The organism is Paraburkholderia panacisoli (assembly GCF_008369935.1).
Taxonomy (GTDB): Bacteria; Pseudomonadota; Gammaproteobacteria; order Burkholderiales; family Burkholderiaceae; genus Paraburkholderia; species Paraburkholderia panacisoli.
On the sequence record NZ_VTUZ01000016.1, the window covers coordinates 17,358 to 33,894 of the forward strand.

General features: G+C 57.8%; 15 protein-coding genes. 6 read left to right on the plus strand and 9 right to left on the minus strand.

Annotation, left to right across the window (positions count from 1 at the left end; all coding sequences use genetic code 11):
- Positions 1-73 precede the first annotated feature (73 nt).
- The 7 genes from FVF58_RS23290 to FVF58_RS23320 all read right to left on the minus strand — a co-directional run bounded on the left by FVF58_RS23290 (position 74) and on the right by FVF58_RS23320 (position 7,950).
- Positions 74-259, minus strand: coding sequence for a hypothetical protein (locus FVF58_RS23290; RefSeq protein ID WP_149672197.1), 186 nt, complete (start codon positions 257-259; stop codon positions 74-76).
- A gap of 266 nt (positions 260-525) precedes the next feature.
- Positions 526-1,260: an SDR family NAD(P)-dependent oxidoreductase gene (locus FVF58_RS23295; protein ID WP_149672346.1), complete on the minus strand. Its 735-nt coding sequence runs from the start codon at positions 1,258-1,260 to the stop codon at positions 526-528.
- Between the two features lie 105 nt (positions 1,261-1,365).
- Positions 1,366-2,097: an SDR family NAD(P)-dependent oxidoreductase gene (locus FVF58_RS23300; protein ID WP_149672198.1), complete on the minus strand. Its 732-nt coding sequence runs from the start codon at positions 2,095-2,097 to the stop codon at positions 1,366-1,368.
- Positions 2,098-2,493: 396 nt separating this feature from the next.
- On the minus strand, positions 2,494-3,096 hold the full coding sequence (locus FVF58_RS23305; protein ID WP_188130910.1) for a TetR family transcriptional regulator: 603 nt from the start codon (positions 3,094-3,096) through the stop codon (positions 2,494-2,496).
- Between the two features lie 209 nt (positions 3,097-3,305).
- Positions 3,306-5,057 carry an aldehyde dehydrogenase family protein gene (locus FVF58_RS23310; RefSeq protein ID WP_149672200.1) on the minus strand — a complete coding sequence of 584 codons (1,752 nt, stop codon included), beginning with the start codon at positions 5,055-5,057 and terminating at the stop codon, positions 3,306-3,308.
- A gap of 427 nt (positions 5,058-5,484) precedes the next feature.
- A complete protein-coding gene (locus FVF58_RS23315) occupies positions 5,485-6,276 on the minus strand; it encodes an SDR family NAD(P)-dependent oxidoreductase (protein WP_188130911.1) in 792 nt (263 codons plus the stop codon).
- Positions 6,277-6,609: 333 nt separating this feature from the next.
- Positions 6,610-7,950, minus strand: a complete 1,341-nt coding sequence (locus tag FVF58_RS23320; RefSeq protein ID WP_149672202.1) for an NADH:flavin oxidoreductase/NADH oxidase family protein — start codon at positions 7,948-7,950, stop codon at positions 6,610-6,612.
- A 346-nt stretch (positions 7,951-8,296) separates the two neighbouring features.
- On the opposite strand from FVF58_RS23320, the gene FVF58_RS23325 reads away from it, so the two are divergent.
- From FVF58_RS23325 to FVF58_RS23350, 6 genes are all read left to right on the plus strand, one after another.
- A complete protein-coding gene (locus tag FVF58_RS23325) occupies positions 8,297-8,566 on the plus strand; it encodes a hypothetical protein (protein ID WP_149672203.1) in 270 nt (89 codons plus the stop codon).
- A 611-nt stretch (positions 8,567-9,177) separates the two neighbouring features.
- Positions 9,178-9,660: a VOC family protein gene (locus FVF58_RS23330; RefSeq protein WP_149672204.1), complete on the plus strand. Its 483-nt coding sequence runs from the start codon at positions 9,178-9,180 to the stop codon at positions 9,658-9,660.
- A 13-nt stretch (positions 9,661-9,673) separates the two neighbouring features.
- A complete protein-coding gene (locus tag FVF58_RS23335; protein ID WP_246217169.1) occupies positions 9,674-10,483 on the plus strand; it encodes a TetR/AcrR family transcriptional regulator in 810 nt (269 codons plus the stop codon).
- A gap of 565 nt (positions 10,484-11,048) precedes the next feature.
- Complete coding sequence (locus tag FVF58_RS23340; protein ID WP_246217170.1) at positions 11,049-12,692, plus strand: HAL/PAL/TAL family ammonia-lyase; 1,644 nt, start codon at positions 11,049-11,051, stop codon at positions 12,690-12,692.
- Between the two features lie 96 nt (positions 12,693-12,788).
- Positions 12,789-13,643 (plus strand): transporter substrate-binding domain-containing protein, encoded by an 855-nt coding sequence (locus tag FVF58_RS23345; RefSeq protein WP_149672349.1) that lies wholly within the window; start codon positions 12,789-12,791, stop codon positions 13,641-13,643.
- 128 nt (positions 13,644-13,771) lie between these two features.
- On the plus strand, positions 13,772-14,701 hold the full coding sequence (locus FVF58_RS23350; RefSeq protein WP_149672205.1) for a LysR substrate-binding domain-containing protein: 930 nt from the start codon (positions 13,772-13,774) through the stop codon (positions 14,699-14,701).
- A gap of 47 nt (positions 14,702-14,748) precedes the next feature.
- Here the strand turns inward: FVF58_RS23350 and FVF58_RS23355 are convergent, their stop codons facing one another.
- Positions 14,749-15,660 (minus strand): LysR family transcriptional regulator, encoded by a 912-nt coding sequence (locus FVF58_RS23355; protein ID WP_149672206.1) that lies wholly within the window; start codon positions 15,658-15,660, stop codon positions 14,749-14,751.
- Positions 15,661-15,719: 59 nt separating this feature from the next.
- The gene (locus FVF58_RS23360; RefSeq protein ID WP_149672207.1) at positions 15,720-16,508 is read right to left on the minus strand and encodes an enoyl-CoA hydratase/isomerase family protein; all 789 of its coding nucleotides are present in this window, start codon (positions 16,506-16,508) and stop codon (positions 15,720-15,722) included.
- Positions 16,509-16,537 lie beyond the last annotated feature (29 nt).

The window sequence follows — 16,537 nt, forward strand, 5'->3', positions numbered from 1 at the left end:
GGTCGTCGCTTCCTTCGAACAACACGTTCGGCGCTCAGGGAGCAGTCTGCGTTGCTCGGCCCGCAGCAGCGACTCAAGAAATCCACGGGAGAGCTTCAATGACTGCCATCCCCGTCGCCACCCCGATGATGGCACCAGCCAGGCTTGGACGATATCGTTCAAGTTTGAGCGCTCTAAGCATGTTCCCGATGAGAACGATCCCGAGCAGTGAGAAAACAACAAGAAGAAAGCAGATTTCGAAGGGGTTACTGATAGTCATGACACTCCCTATCTTCGTTGCTCACAACCGCCTCGATGACGAGCCAAGTTCTGCCCCCCCGAAGTCGTTGGACGAAAATCCTCTTTGGCGCCAGACGGAAGACATAGCGTCAGGCTTTTTAGTGCCCTGGCGACTGCCGAGTCGATGTCGCCAGTACCCCATGCAACCCGGTTCTTCGTTGACTTCCTTTCTTCACGTGTGACGATAGTCCGTTCTGCCTCGCTCATCATTGGCCTACACGATCAATCAGCCCGCTCCATGCCGTTCTACACCTGCGCCGCTCCACCGTCCGCGAATATTTCGGTACCTGTCACGAAGCTGGATGCATCAGATGCCAAAAACAAGGCGACGGTCGCAATTTCCGCCGCGTGAGCCAATCGGCCCGCCGGAGCCAAGCTAGCAAATCCGGCCTTCATGTCGTCCGACATCGGCGCGATGATCGGCGTATCTGTCGTCCCTGGACTTAACAAATTCACCCGGATCTTGCGATCCTTGAGCCCCGCTGTGCAGGTCCTGGCTAGCGAACGCAATGCCGCCTTGGTCGCGCTATAGACGACCAGATCGCCAAAACCCTTTGCGCCAGCGATCGAGCCGGTCAGGATAATTGAACCGCCGTCTCTGAAGAGCGGCAACGCCTCCTGAACGGTGAACAACGTTCCTTTGAAATTGACACCGACAATATGATCGAAGTGCGCTTCGGTGATCGTGCCGATAGGCCCAACGTCACCCACACCAGCGTTGGCGAACAATACGTCAATGCAGCCCGCCTCTGCCGCGACTATTTCGTAGAGGCGTCGGCGATCGGCAGCGTTGGAGATATCGCCTTGTACAGCGCGAACATGATGGCCAATCTCAGACATCGCGCGATCCAATTCAGACTGTCGCCGGCCTGTAATGAAGACAAACGCCCCTTCGTCAACGAACAGCTTCGCTGCTTCAAGGCCAATTCCAGTGCTTCCGCCAGTTACCACGGCGACCTTGCCTTGCAAACTCGTGCCCATTGCTCTCTCGCTTTCGTATTGGCAGTGCGCCGGTTTGTCGAAAACCGGCGCATTCCAGTCATTCATTCGCACGGCAAACTGTGGAGCCGCGCACCGATTCGATGACTAAAGTCTTGCGCCGGCGTCCACCGCGACCTCCGCGCCAGTCATGTAGCTGGCTGCGTCTGACGCCAGAAAGGCAACCGCTTCGGCCACTTCTCCCGGCTTGGCCATCCGTCCCAGCGGCACCATCTTCGCGTAGAACGCGTTGGTCTCCGGCGAGTTGCCCGCCAGCATAGGTGTGTCAATCAGGCCTGGAAAGACCGTGTTGACTCGTATGCCAAAAGATGCCAACTCCACTGCAGCACAACCCGTCATTCCGCGAACGGCCCACTTGGTAGACGAGTATGCAAACTGACCAGGCAGGGCGCGCAATCCGGAAACGGACGAGATGTTCACAATCGAGCCCCCGCCAGAGGACTTCATCGGCTCGACCACTGCGCGCATACCCAGGAACACTCCGAGTTGGTTGACTCGATATTGCTTGTCGAGTTCTGCCGGCTCCGTTTGCATCAACGGTTTGGGGTCGAACATAGCGGCGTTGTTAATCAAAATGTCGAGTCGGCCAAACCGACCCAGTGTCTCCGCGACGACGCGCTCCCAGGAGCCCTGATCCGCTACGTCGTGCTTGACGAAAAAGGCCGCCTCACCCAATTCAGCCGCAACTTGGGCGCCAGCCTCCTGAATGTCCGCGATCACAACTTGAGCCCCTTCCGCAACGAACAGCCGTGCCTCTGCCGCTCCCTGCCCGCTCGCCGCCCCAGTAATGATCGCTACCTTGCCTTCCAGCCGAGCCATGAGTCTTCCTCCAAATATCTATTAGGTTCCAGAATCACCGAACAAGATGTGAAAACATCAAAGTCGCATGTAACGCCATGCTGAGATCAAGAATACCACTAGATCTTCCAATATCAATTGGTATTTGTATCGATGGGAAATTCAATCGGATGCGTCGGCTGATTCGCTTCCTGCCTGAAAATGTGCGACGCGTGACGGACGAGGGACCGTCGTCTTCACATAGTGGCCAACGAGGTCGCCAAAGATGTTCGTAGCTCTCGATCCGGAGCGTTCGTGGCAGTTAGGCAGAGTTCGAACCAGTCGCGCTCGCAGCGTATCTGTCGATGTGATACCGGGGGGTTGCCACTCAATTTTCCGTTAGAACGCAGGAACGCACGGGGGCACCGAAGCGATGACTTACGCGCGGATAAGAACCTTCAGCATGTCGTCAATGAGGGCGTCCGACTCACGGTGCGTCGCGGCTGTTTGGTCAGATGCCTGCAGACTCAGCCCACGAGCCAAAGCGGTAATTCCATCCGCCAGGTCCACTGCATCGACCGGAATAACTATGGACTGCGCCTCAAAGTGGCGCTCGAGGATACGCGCCAGCGTGTCAATTAAGTCCTTTTGAAACGAATGGTAGCGGGACGCGAATTCGGTGCTTCGCCGCGTATGAAGCATCAGCTCCGCAATGAGCTGTGAGCTGGCTTGGGTCGTCTTGACCCAACTCGCCACTGCATCAAATATTTTCTCTGGCTTCAGGCGATCAATCCGCTCCAACGCCGCGATATTGTTTTCCATGTGGAGACGCAGTACTTCGGAAAAGAGACTCTCTTTATCGGAAAAATTGAAATAAAGAGCCCCTCTGGTGTAGCCGGCCTCCGCTGCAATCAATTCAAGCGATGCTCCTTCGTAGCCAAACCGGGAAAACGCGGATTCGGCGGCTCTAACCAGCCGCCTGCGCGTAAGCGCTTGTTGCTCAATCCGTGAAAGCCGACTGGTTTTTGCATTGTTCTGCACCGTTGACATCTCCTATGTCGACATCCGGTCCGTACTCTGGGCCTGCGAAAACGACACCGGCCGTTACGCCTCGCTAGCAGACGCATACCACGCTTGACTTCATACCTTGCTTGCGTCGATCGCCTTGATAGACAATTTCCTGCTCTGCCGCTGTCGATCCCTCAAGACTCGAGCAAAGCGTACAGATAGGCCAGTTCTCTCCAAGAGAGTTATCCGCGAAGCGCGCTGAAGAAGATGCCAGGCAACTTTAGCCAGGAAGGACTCGCCTGAAAGGCGACAATCTTGCGAGCGGTGGCAGTTGCAGTACGATTCGTCACGAACCACGGCGGCCGTGGCAGCAGAGCAAAGCTCCCGTGCAGAATTCCACGAGGAAATGGTCTGAAGGGTGCGCGGACGATCGAGCGTTGCGGCCGATCAAACAGAAAGCCGTTGTGAACGAATCCTTTGCCACTCTGAATGTCATTTAGCCGGTGGCCAGGGAACGCGCCCCAAGGGGTATGCCCCAGCAGAAATCCCAGTCCACTCCAGGCATTCACCGCTATACATCCGTACCGCAGTTCGGCTAACAGAAGCTCAAAATTCGTTCCAAGCGCTTTTTCACTCGCCGGATCAATGATGACATTTGCTCCCAATGTGCCGTGCAGGCGATCGTTCGCGAACGCGATCGCGTTCGATAAGAAGCTCGCGGGATCGCTCCCCTCAACAAACACCACGCCGAGAGCCGGGCCAAAAATTTCAGTTGAAAAACTGGATGGCTCTTCACCCGCTTCGAGATTGATATAAGAAATAATGCGCGTCGCGTCTGCAGCATCTCCGAGTTCAATTGCGTCGGGATTTTCTGCTAGAAACCCGGCGAGCCGTTCCTGCGCGCCTGGATAGTAAAGCGACCGCGAGGGTGCACGCGCGAATGCACGACGCAATTCTTCGAGGAATGCATCCTTCAACGGCCAGGCCCGAGGCAAAATGAGTATCTGTGCCGCAATGCAGTTAAATCCGGAGTTGTGAAGCTTCTGAGTGGCAATGTGTTCGGCCTGAAATCGCAAATCAGCCTTTGTCCATGAGCCGGGGGCCACGATTGTCGGACAGACCGCGCCCAGTTCACTCGTGATGGGGCGATTGTTTAAAGGCCGATTCTGCCTCTTGCGATCCGCCCCATCGCCTCCTACACCGAAGATAATGGCGTCATGCGAAGCGGAGCTTCCAGTGATGTGTAGCGTATCGACAAGCGGGTGTGTAGTCAGATAGATGCCAACGTCAACTCCACCGCTCGCAATCGCGAAGTAGCCCGCGTCAATCAGCGGTTTGAAGATGGTCTCGAATATCGGCTTGAGATAGTCTGTGACCGGGTTGAGTTTGACGACAGTAACGCTATTTTCCGCGTAGAGTTTATAGAGTGCGTCGAGCGGCGCAATGCTGGTGATATTGCCGGCGCCTAGCACAAGCGCTATTCGCCCCTCGCTTGAGGAACGTTCAGCACTATAACTGCCGGCTGATGATTGCCTCAGCGTCTCGGGCGAAACATCCGGTTCCATCCACACTTCCGCGCTCACGCCGCTGAGCAGGAGCCTGTCGGTAACGGTTAGCGGAAAGACTTTTGCCGCCGTTTGTCCGTTCGCGGTGCGACGCACCTTGACTCCGTTCAGGTAACGATGACCGTCGATGCGCTGAAGGGTGCGCAGCAAGATGTCGATGGCCGTCAACATCGCCCATGGCCCTGACATCCATTCCTCGCCCGCGAGCGTCGAGTCGACCGCCAGGCCTTTCCGCGCAACGGCGAGTAGCGCCCACGCCTGGGCAGTTTCTACGACGCCCGCACGTACCTGCTGGAGAAGATCGAGGCGTTGCTTGACTGGAAGTCGTGCCCATTCACGCTTGTTGGCGGAAAGTCGATCAATTACACGGTCCAAATGACCGGGATTGAATGACTTTTGCAGACCGTTTTGGGATGCCGAGGTTTCCATCGGGCTCCTTTTGCATAACTTGTGGTGTGCGGGTGACTTGATCTGGACGCAAGTGGCAAATTCCTACTCGGCGCACCTATCAACGCCCTTAATCACACGCACTCGATAAAACCGTATATATGCGGGCGCACAACGATTCCGTGGCGTAATGCTTTGTGCGCGCATTTCTTTGGATGTAGCCTGAAAGCTCACCCAGCCTGACTCAAACACCCGACATCCAGAGTACGAGCGCATCCTTTTTGCTTCTGGGGCCGCGCAATTGGTGACTGGTAGCAGTGAGGCTAGTGCTCCGCCCCACTGCCAGCGAACTCTTTTGGGGTCGATCGATAGACACAGTGATTGGTCGCCGCATCGATCGATTGCACATCTGGTGCCATATATCGACCGAAGTGGCGTCAGACGTCGAAGCGATTGCTTTATATTCCCATCAATTAGGTGCTTTCGGCTTTTGAATCGGAGCGGCAAGTATGCCGCCGTCGACCATCAACTCCGCACCGTTGACGTACGACGCTTCATCCGATGCAATGTAGACAACTGCCGCAGCCACGTCTTGAGCGGTCCCAAGTCGGTTCGACGGTATCGCTGAAGCGAACATCTCATCCACACCCGTACCGGCTCCGAAACCGTAGTGGGCCTCTGTCATGGGGGTATGTATGACCCCTGGATGGATGGAATTGCAACGAATCGGCAGCCCAAGACTCGCGGCCTCGGCCATTGCACATTTGGTCATCAGCCTGACTGCGCCTTTGGATGCGCCGTAAGCAATCTGATTCGCCGCGCCGATCATGCCCCCGAGCGAGGACAGATTGATGATGGACCCGCCGCGCTTACCCATTGAAGCGAAACCGTACTTGATACCGAGGAATACGCCGTCTGTATTCACCGCGGACACGCGATGAAAGTCCTCAAGGCTAGTCTGCGCTATGGACCGCACTACCAGTATCCCGGCGTTGTTAACCAGTATGTCCAAAGCCCCAAGTTGGCGTTCCGTTTCAGCGATAACCGCCGCCCAGCTAGCAGGGTTCGAAACGTCGTGCAACATTGCGATGCAACCCCCTCCCTCCTTGCGAATTGCATCAGCGGCCGCGTCCGCCGCCGGCTTATCGATGTCCGTGAGGACAACGGTGGCGCCCTCCTTTGCCATGGCAAATGCAATGGCTGCACCGATACCACGTGCGCCGCCCGTTACCAGTGCTACCTTGCCGTTCAACTTATTCATGTGCATCCTCCGTTTTCAATTTCGTCCGTCAACGTCGATGGATTGATAGCCTAGTGTATCAAGCAAATATACCGGACGGTATTAGCATACTGTTAGGTATTTACGATGATAACCGAGGCAGACGTGATGTCAGGAGGCGTGTGGTTACATTTAAATGGCTGTAGCACGCAACCTTATACGTCACACCCCAAAAGAAACCTACAAGGTCGTTCTGACATATCGCATACCTAGTCGTTTTATTTGCTGCGCACATCACTCTATCGGTATGCGCGACCCGCCAGTGGTGATGCAAGGGCGCTCGAGCGAACCTGTCACTGATGCGCCCGTGGCGGGTTATCGGTCCGACTCCAAAGCTCGCGCCACCCGACGCTCGCGATTGCTACCACGAACAAATGCCATCAGGAAATTCATCTTGGGATCAGCAGGAAGTCCGTCGGCTAAACGAAGAAGTTGCTCGTTATACCAATTCATCGTCCCAAATCCATTGATTGCCTTGAGGATCTTGATTGGAGAGTGCGGCCCCAGAAGTCCAGGCCCCAACCGCAACCGATGCTCCCATGGTTCGAATTGATGAAGTTCACCCTTCAATAGCCCGGAAGGCGCGTCCGGATAGAGACAGAGCGGTCGCCCCAATCCGATCAAGTCGATACCATCGTCGGTAATCGCCTGAGCCATGCCCTTTGCCGAGCGAAACCCCCCGGTGACCATGAGCTTGGCCCGACTGACACTGCGTCGGATCTCGGGCGCAAAGCGCGAAAAGAAGGCCTCCCGCTCCTGAGTGGATTTGCTGATGGTGGGATCAAAGGAAGGTTCAAGTCCCTCAATGTTTGCCATCTTGGGCTGCTCATAGGTGCCCCCGGAAATCTCGATCAGGTCGACTCCCGCAAGATCAAGCCAGCCCGCGACAATCTGACTGTCTTCGAAGCTGAAACCACCGCGCTGAAAGTCTGCCGAATTGAGCTTGACGCCGATCGGAAAGTCGGCCCCAACGGTGGCCCGAATTCGTCCGACCGCCTCCAGTAGAAAGCGAGCTCGGCCGGCCAAATCGCCGCCCCAGCGGTCGCTTCGCAGATTGGTGAGAGGCGACAGGAACTGGGAGATGAGGTAACCATGAGCGGCGTGCAACTCCACACCGTCAAAACCGGTCTGACGAGCCACCCCCGCGGCGTGGGCAAACCGCTCGACGAGATCCTCAATTTCATCGGAGGTCAACGCTACCGGTGTCCCGAAACGATCGCCCGGCAAGTTCACCTTAACGGCGGAGGGGGCTTTGGGCGCAGGATTGATCGACTTCTGAGTCTGTCGGCCGGAATGCGACAATTGCATCCAGACCTGACCGCCGAATGCCTTTGCGGCCGATGACCACGCCTTGAGTGCCGCGAGGGCTTTAGCGTCTTGAGGACCTTGAATCACGACATTTGAGCCGTGCTCCAAATGCAGCCGATCCACCTGCACGTTGCCAGTGAAAAGCAGTCCAGGACCCTTACGCGCGAACGTGCGATAGAGCGTGGCATGCTTCTCCGTCGCGCGATTGCGAGAATCGGCAAGGAACTCTGACATCGCACCCTTGACCAGGCGATTTGGTAGCGTTGCGCCGCAAGGTAATGTCAGCGGCTGGCTCAGAATGTCCGAAGGGCGTTGTGATGGCTTGCTGTATATGGCGATAGACTGCATATGAAGCTGACTCCATGTCCGTGAAAATTGCGGTGCGCATGGTGCGTTCCCGCGAAGGCTGAGCTATCGTTCTGCGGTCCACATGCCGCACAAGCGTCGACAATACGGGCCGCCTCGGCGCGACAACGAGTTGTCAGACACGGGTGGACCCGCATCTCATGTGGAATCCTGACTTCCCATTTCGTGCAAAAAAGCGACCGTTTGGACGGGATCACCGTACTCCAGAAACGCGCTGCACCCTACTGGCTCTTCCCCGGACCACCACGTCTCTTCTATGCAACCGGATCTTCGAGGCAGTCGAGGCGCAATCGTGAGCGACCGCTGGACCACAGCTTAACGATACCATATGGTATTTGAATATCACAAGGTATTTTTTAGACTCTTCGGCGCCCGAGCCAATCGTCAGAAGGTGCAGACCTTATATGGTCTTCAGAACTGCGGCAAGAAACGGCACGGTGCAGCTTCGCAAGCAAGTCAGATGCATCCGTTCGATGCCGCAGACGGGTTCCGGCAGCGGTTCACGTCACCCCGCATGATTTACCGCATTGATGATGACGCATGTCCGAACCTCGAACGGACGCGGCTTCAGGACCGCGTCGTCAAGGCATATCCATAGGCTTGCAGCCATGGAGGCCCATCGCGCCCATGGCGATTGCCGTTAAACGAACAATGATCGCTCGAGGAAGCAATGGCGACAGCCATCTAATGACCCTCACGCTTGCTATGGTTTGCCGTCGGTCGAAGGGTTAGCGCTCTTTGAACAACCGACTGGGAACTCTCTATGTCTTTCGACAACGCATTGATCGCAACCTTTGCGCCTTCATGCGCCAACAGTCGAGCCGTAGCGAACCCCAATCCAAGTGCGCGACCCGTTACCACCGCTACCGGCCATTCGAAATCTTCTGACTGAATGGACCTAGTCAGCGACGGCGCCAAATCGCAAAGCGTCCCGCGCTCACAACCGTATTGGTCAAGTGATCAATTTTATCAAAGAGAGAAGCAACCCCTCGAACAGCCTTTATTTAAAAGACTGACATCAATGCTGCGGCGCACACAAACAGCAAAATTCACGTAAACCCCTATAAACTGCGAAAATTCTGCCTCAAGCCTCCTTGAGAAGAACCTGTTAGCGACGTGGGAGTACCTCCGCACTTCGATTTTCCGTTGATCCATTCCATACAAGATGCTAGTCTAATATTTATCAATTGACCAATTTGTGGAGGCTTCATGAGCATCGTACAGCTTGACCACTTCACGTTGCGCACGGCTAAGGTCGAGGAGACCGCCGCATTCTTCCGTGACGCCATCGGAATGACAGAAGGCTGGCGCCCCGGATTCAGATTCCCCGGCAGGTGGATGTACGCCGGCGACCGGCCCATGGTCCATATCGCCAACGTCGAAGCCGACAATACGGAGATGGCGGCATATCTGGGCAATCGCGCGGTGTCGCCCGGAGGTGGTTCGCTTGACCATATAGCGATGCGCTGTATTGATCTGGCGGACTATCAGAAACGCCTGGGCGCACTGGGTTTGCCATTCCAGGAGCGGGTCGTTCCGGAACTTTCGGAGCACCAGCTCTTTGTCGAAGATCCAAACGGGATCAAGATCGAGCTACTGTTTCCTTACTCGCCGGACAACAAAATCCTGGGCGATAATCTTGGGAGAATGGATGTGCATGCGGTAGCGCCCGTACCGTCGTCTGCCTCGTAGGGCTACCCAGACGGTGTCCGAGCGCGAAGCGACCGATGATTTCAGCGCAATCAGCAAGGAACCCGACAAACGGATGAAGCCTAACAACTCTTTTGCGGGGCTCGCACAGACTTCCGCGGCCCGTAAGACGCCTCGCAAAACCGCCGGAGCCGACGGCGGACCGACTGTGGACGGCACGACGGACAAAGTCAGAGCAAAGCACATGCTGGCCACGGACCGGGAAGCGCAGATCGTTCGGCGCGCGGTCGAGTATTTTTCCGCACACGGCTTCGGTGTGAGCACGCGTGAACTCGCGAAGCATATCGGCGTCACGCAACCATTGCTCTATCACTACTTCGGCAGCAAGGAAAAGCTGGTCGAGCGAGTGTATCGAGAAGTCTTCTTTTCTCGATGGAATCCGGAGTGGGAGGAGTTGCTCAAAGACTCCTCGAGGCCGCTCGATGAACGGCTCGTTGCCTACCTGGAGGACTACACCCGTGCCATTTTAGGTAACGACTGGATCAGGTTGTTCGTGTTCGCCGCGCTCGATGACCCATCTCTCAACAAGCGCTATATCGGCTTGCTGCGGGAGAGAATTTTCAAGCCTGTGCTGCGCGAATTGCGTTCGAGCAAGGGGATGTTGCCTGAACCCACAGAGATCGACCTCGAACTGTTTTGGGGCTTCCATTCGAGTTTCTTTTATATGGGCGTGCGGCGATGGATATACCGGATGGAAGTACCGGACGACCTGACGCGTTTGATTGAAGCACACGTACATAATTTCTTATTTGGGTTTCACGCTACGCTCGCCGCAGGATTGACAAGCAGTCGTTGCGAGGGGTGACAAGCGATAAGGCCGTATTGATTGAATCGGTGCGTTGCCCGTCAGGCACGGGAAAGCAATGCGCCCGCGTCGCGGACGATCGGCTCAAGCTTGCGGCGCCCAACCGCTCCGGACGGTATATGACGCGCTCGAAACGGTGCGGATTTGCTCTCCAGGACCACCTCGTCCGGCGCCTGCTACCCTGTCAGCCGCCGCTCGAACTCGTGCCACGGCACCGACTGCTTCCGGCCAACGGACACTCACCTGCTTTGATTGAATGACCGCTTGCGCTGGCGGATTCAACCAGTGGAAGCAATAGGTTGCTGGAACCGCGCCGGCTTGAGGCTGCTATTGCAGCCACGGTTTCGTATACCTACCCACACAATAATTCAACGAAATATTTAATAAATCAAAACTCGAAATATCGAGATTTTCCGATAATCCCAATAATCAAAACCTACGCACATCCTTTTATCGGACCGGGAAAATTAACATGACACGACAAATCGGGTTTTAGAAAATCTAAACCCGAGCATCAAATAATATCGTTTGCGCGCCAAGGCGGCCGAACGCTACTCTGACCAGCATGGATCTCCAGAGCGAATCCCGCTTTGAAACTTGTTTTTCCACCAACTTCACTACACGCATTCAACGGAGGAAATTCAGAATGAGTTTGGCGCACATTCAATCCCGGCCAAATAAGATCTTCGAAGTTCAACTCGGAGAATCAGACATTTTGATCGAGCAATTCATTGCCGTGGCCAGACATGGCGCACAGATAACGTTTTCGTCCGGCTATCGCGAGCGCGTGTTGAATTCGCGCCGCCTGGTCGATCTTTTTCTGAGCCAGAACCGGCTTGTCTATGGTGTGACGTCCGGGTTCGGCGCAAATTCGACACGCGTCATCAGCCCGAGCGACGCCGAGCAGCTTCAGCGAAATATCGTGCGCTCCCATGCCGTCTCGGTCGGCGAACCGCTGCCTCGCGAAGTTGTCCGCGCCACGCTCCTGATGATGCTGATCAGCCTCGGCAAGGGTTATTCCGGCGTAAGCCTCGAATTGCTGCAGCAAATCGCCGGCCTGCTGAACAACGACATCACGCCGTTCGCGCCGGGCGACGGATCGGTCGGTTATCTCGCGCCCGAGGCCCATATGGCGCTCGTGCTGATCGGTGAAGGAGAAGCTTTCTGCCGCGGTGAACGCATGAGTGGCGCCGAAGCATTAGAGCGAGCGGGGCTGAAGCCACACTCGCTGCGATGCAAGGAGGGACTGGCGCTCACCAACGGCACCACGTCAGTGACCGCGATCGGGATGCTGGCGCTCTACAACGCGATCGAGCTTTCGAAGGTTGCCGACATTGCCGCATCGATGTCCCTGCAGCCCCTCAAGGCAACCACGCGCTCACTGGATGCCCGGTATCACTCCATCAAGAAACATGTCGATCAGAGGAACACCGCCGACAACATCCGGCGACTGCTGGCCGGAAGTGCGCTATGCGATCGTTTTGCCGATTACAGACTGCAGGACGCCTACAGCCTTCGCGGCATTGCTCAGGTACATGGGGCGTCCAAGCGGGCGATCAATGACGCATACGACGCGATTCTCGATGAAGTGGGGTCGTGCGGCGACAATCCCGTCATCCATCCCGATGGAGAGGATGGTACCGCGATATCCGGCGCCAACTTCGACGGTACGTTCGTCGGCATCGCGTGCGATCTCCTCTGCATCGGCATGACCACGCTCGCGAAGATCTCCGAGCGCCGGACGGACCGGCTCGTCAACCCGTACTTCAGCGAACTGCCCGCGTTCCTCGCGAAGGATCCGGGGCTGAACAGCGGTTACATGATCATTCAGTACACGGCGGCCGGATTGCTGGGCGAGATGCGCACCCTCGCTCAACCAGCAAGCGTCGATAGCGTGCCGACGAGCGGCAACCAGGAAGACCCCGTGAGCTTCGCCTATCACGCGGCACGAAAAGCCTACGCAACTTCGCAGAAGCTGCAGCACGTGCTGGCGATCGAGCTGCTCACCGCCGCTCAGGCGCTGGACTTCTTCGATCCAGCCGACGCATCACCCGCAACCGCAGCGGTGTATGCGCGAATTCGGCAGGTCGCCCCGACTGCAGACGGCGACCGGTTTTTCTATCCGGACATGATGGGAGTCCACGGCCTCGTCGAACAGGGCGACTTGCTGGGCATCGTGGAGAACATCGCCGGCACGTTGCACAGCTGAAGCCGGTAGCGCACGCAATCCCGCGGAGCGTGACGATCCGGGTATTTCCAATCCAGGCACGACCTCGATTCGACACTATGGAGGTGTAATGTGAATATGATTTCCACCAACGTCCTGAAGGCTTCTCTCGCCACCCTTCTCGGCGTGCTGGCACTGGCAGGAAACGGCGCTCAGGCAAAGGAATGGAAGACCGTGAAGGTCGCCCTGGAAGGCAGTTATGCTCCGTGGAATCTGACATTGCCGAGCGGAACAATCTCGGGATTCGAACCCGAATTGCTCGACAACCTATGCAAGCGGATCAACCTGCAATGCGACACGGTCGCCCAGGACTTTGACGGTCTCATTTCCGGCCTGCAGGCGGGCAAATTCGATGTTGTAATGGACGCCCTCGCGATCACACCGGATCGCGAAAAGGTCATTGCCTTCTCCAAGCCCTACGCTGCAACGCCGGCCGCGTTCGCAAGAATAGATGAGCATGGATTGGCGAGCACGGCAGGAAAAACCTCTTTGCTCAAGCTGACTGGCGACCCTAAAACCGACAGAGCCATGATCGCCCCGCTGCGCGATCAACTGAGAGGGAAATCGATCGGCATTCAATCCGGCACGGTTTACACCAGGTTCATCACCGACAACTTCAAGGACATCACTTCCGTTCGCCTCTACAAGACCTCGGCCGAACGTGACCTCGACCTGGTCAACGGACGCGTCGACATGGCCTTCGACGACGTAACCTACTACGCCGGAATCGCCGGCAACAAGGACACAGCCCGAATCCGGATCGCCGGACCAGCGATCGGTGGCGCGATTTGGGGCCCGGGAGAGGGACTTGGGTTTCGCAAACAGGATACGGAGCTGAAGGCAAAATTCGACGCAGCCATCACGGCGGCACTTGCGGACGGTACCGTGGCGCGGCTGTCGGAAAAATGGTTCAAAGCCGATGTGCAACCGTAAGCGTGCAACATTGCATGACGCCCTTGCGCGTTAGGCAGGGGCTTCGAATAAAATGCGGAACGCGCGGTCGGTATGAAGAACCGCGCGTTTCCGTCCATCCACCCGACGGCCTTTCCTGAGTCAACGAGATGAGCCGCCTTCCTCCCCTTCGAGCATTGCAGATATTCGATGCCGTCATTCGTTACGGGGGTGTCGTGGCCGCCGCGCAGGCGCTTCACGTGACGCCCGGAGCGATTAGTCAGCAGATTCGTGTTCTCGAAGACTTTCTCGGGGTCGCGCTTTTTGAGCGGGAGAACACCGGCCTGCGACCGACACCGCTCTGCGAGCTGTACCACTCGCACATCTCCCGGGGATTCGAGTGCTTCCATAGCGCCCAGGCGGCGCTCAAGGCACAGACGGGGCGCCGGCTCACCCTGATGACCTTTCCGTCGGTTGCGACCCATTGGCTTGCCTCCAGATTGGACACGTGGCACACCGTCTGCCCTGACGTGCAGGTTCATGTCGAGGTCGTCGATCACGAAACCAGTATCGGTGCGAGAAGTGCCGACGTCCGGCTGACGTATGGGGCACTACCGAATGACGGAACGCCCTATCACGTCGTCTTTACGGACAGGGTTGCACCCGTGTTTGCACCCTCGCTCCTGCAGGCGGACAGGCCGATCTCGCAACCGGCGGATATCTTGCGCTACCCGTTGATTCACGTCGAGTGGGGATGGGCAAACAGGTCACCACCAACGTGGGGACAGTGGTTGCATGCGGTTGGAGTGCCTCTGCCCGAGGCGTTGACGCCACTCACCTATTCCGTTTCAGGCATGGCAATCGATGCAGCTATTCGGGGGCGAGGCATTTCGTTGGGACAGGGCTTTTTTGCCGTTGATAGCATCAAGCGACACGAACTCGTTGCGCCGTTCAAGATCGCCCTACCCATGCCGTTCCCCTACTTCATTTGCTGGAAGCAAGCTGTAGCCGACTCTCCTGCGACCAGGCAATTTCTCGACTGGCTAATCGAGGAAGCCGAGCAGACGGGACGCGACATAAAGGCCATGTTTGGCGACTGAAGCGCGCATGTAAAGGCGCAACGAACCGCCTCGAAAGCACGTGAGCGTCACCGGCGTCTCAGGTGCTCGTCCTGCTCGAACAGCGCGACGACCCAGTCGATGAACACGCGCACTTTCGCGCTCAGATAGCGGTTCGGCGCGTAGATCACGTGCACCGGAATGGTCTGTTGCTGCCAGTCCTCGAGCAGCGGCACGAGTCTCCCGGCGGCGAGAGCGTCGCGCACCGAGTACGTCGGCGCCTGGATGATCCCGAGGCCCGCAAGGCCCGCGGCCAGATACGCGTTCGTATCGTTCAGGACGAGCGTGTGATTCAGCGCAAGATCGCGTTGCTGATCATCGTACAGAAACGGAAACGACGCCGAATAGCCGCCGCCCGACGGGATCATGCCGACAGTCGGCAGATCGCGTAATTGGTCCGGCGAGGTAGGCGTGCCGTGTGCGTCGAGAAACGCGGGCGCCGCGCAGGTCGTGAAGCCGAAGCTGCCGATCTGCCGCGCGACCAGGAACTGCTCGTCGACTTCGCCGGCACGGATCGCGCAGTCTATGCCCTCGGCGACCAGGTCGATGCGCCTGTTGCCGACGTCGAGCTCGATCTCGATGTCCGGATAGGCGCGGTAGAAGTCGGCGAGCGCCGGCACGAGCACGAGCGTGCCGATCGCGGTCGGGACATCGACGTGGATCCTGCCCGACGGCTTCCTCAGCGCATGCGTGGTCGACGCTTCGATGTCCGCGAGGTCCGCGAGCAGGCGCACCACGCGCTCGTAGTAGATCGCACCTTCCGGTGTGACCGTCACCGAGCGCGTCGTGCGGTGCAGCAGGCGAACCTTCAGATCTGCCTCGAGCCTCTGGATGAGCCGCGTCACCGTCGCGTTCGGCACGTCGAGGGTGTCGGCCGCCTTCACGAACGTCCCGGCTTCGACCACACGGACGAATGCGTTCATCGCTGCGATGCGGTCCATGATGCGCGGCTCCGTTCGATGGGGGAGAAGCCATTAGACCGCAATCCCGCTGCTTGCTGCTAGCGCCCGTTGAAATCCATCACGGGTCGCGGGCGGCCCGCGTTCAGCGCATCGACTGCGGAGCGGATCCCGCGCTGCGCGTCGTCGGTGTCGAACAGCGGCATCGCGATGTCGAACATTGCCTGGTCCGCGGCCGCGACGCCGCCGACCGCCCATGCGCGCAGCAACGCCTTGTGCGCGGCATAGGCCCGAGTGGGCCCGCGCGCGATCTTGCGCGCGAAGTCGGATGATTCCTTCAGCAGGTCCGCGTCGGCGACTACGCGGTTCACGACGCCGAAGCGCTCCATTGTCGCGGCAGGCACCTTCTCCGACGTCAGCGCCCACTCGGTCGCTCGCGAGCGGCCCGCGCGTTCCGCGACCCGGTAGATGCCGCCCAGCACGGTGACGATCCCGAGCGTCTGTTCAGGATGCCCGAACGTCGCCGATTCGGCCGCGAAGATCACGTCCGCGCGCAGCGCAAGTTCGAGGCCACCGCCAAAACACAGGCCCTGCACCGCAACGACGACCGGCAGCGGCAATTGCTCGAAACGGTTGAACACGGACATGTAGTGGCCGAAGCGGGCACGCAGTTCGCGGATGCTCGCATCGGGCCACGTCATGATGTCGCCGCCGAACGAGAAGTTTTCGCCTTCGCTGCGCACGAGCACCGCGCGCGCGTCGCTGCGTTCGATCGCGGTGACCGCCGCGGCGAGTTCGTCGACCATCTGGTCGTCGATGCGATTCTGCGGTGGGCGGTCGATGACGATCGTCGCGAGGCCGTCGTCGAAGCTGAGAGTCAGGTGAGACATGGGGAGGTCCTTTGTCGTGAAAGTGGACG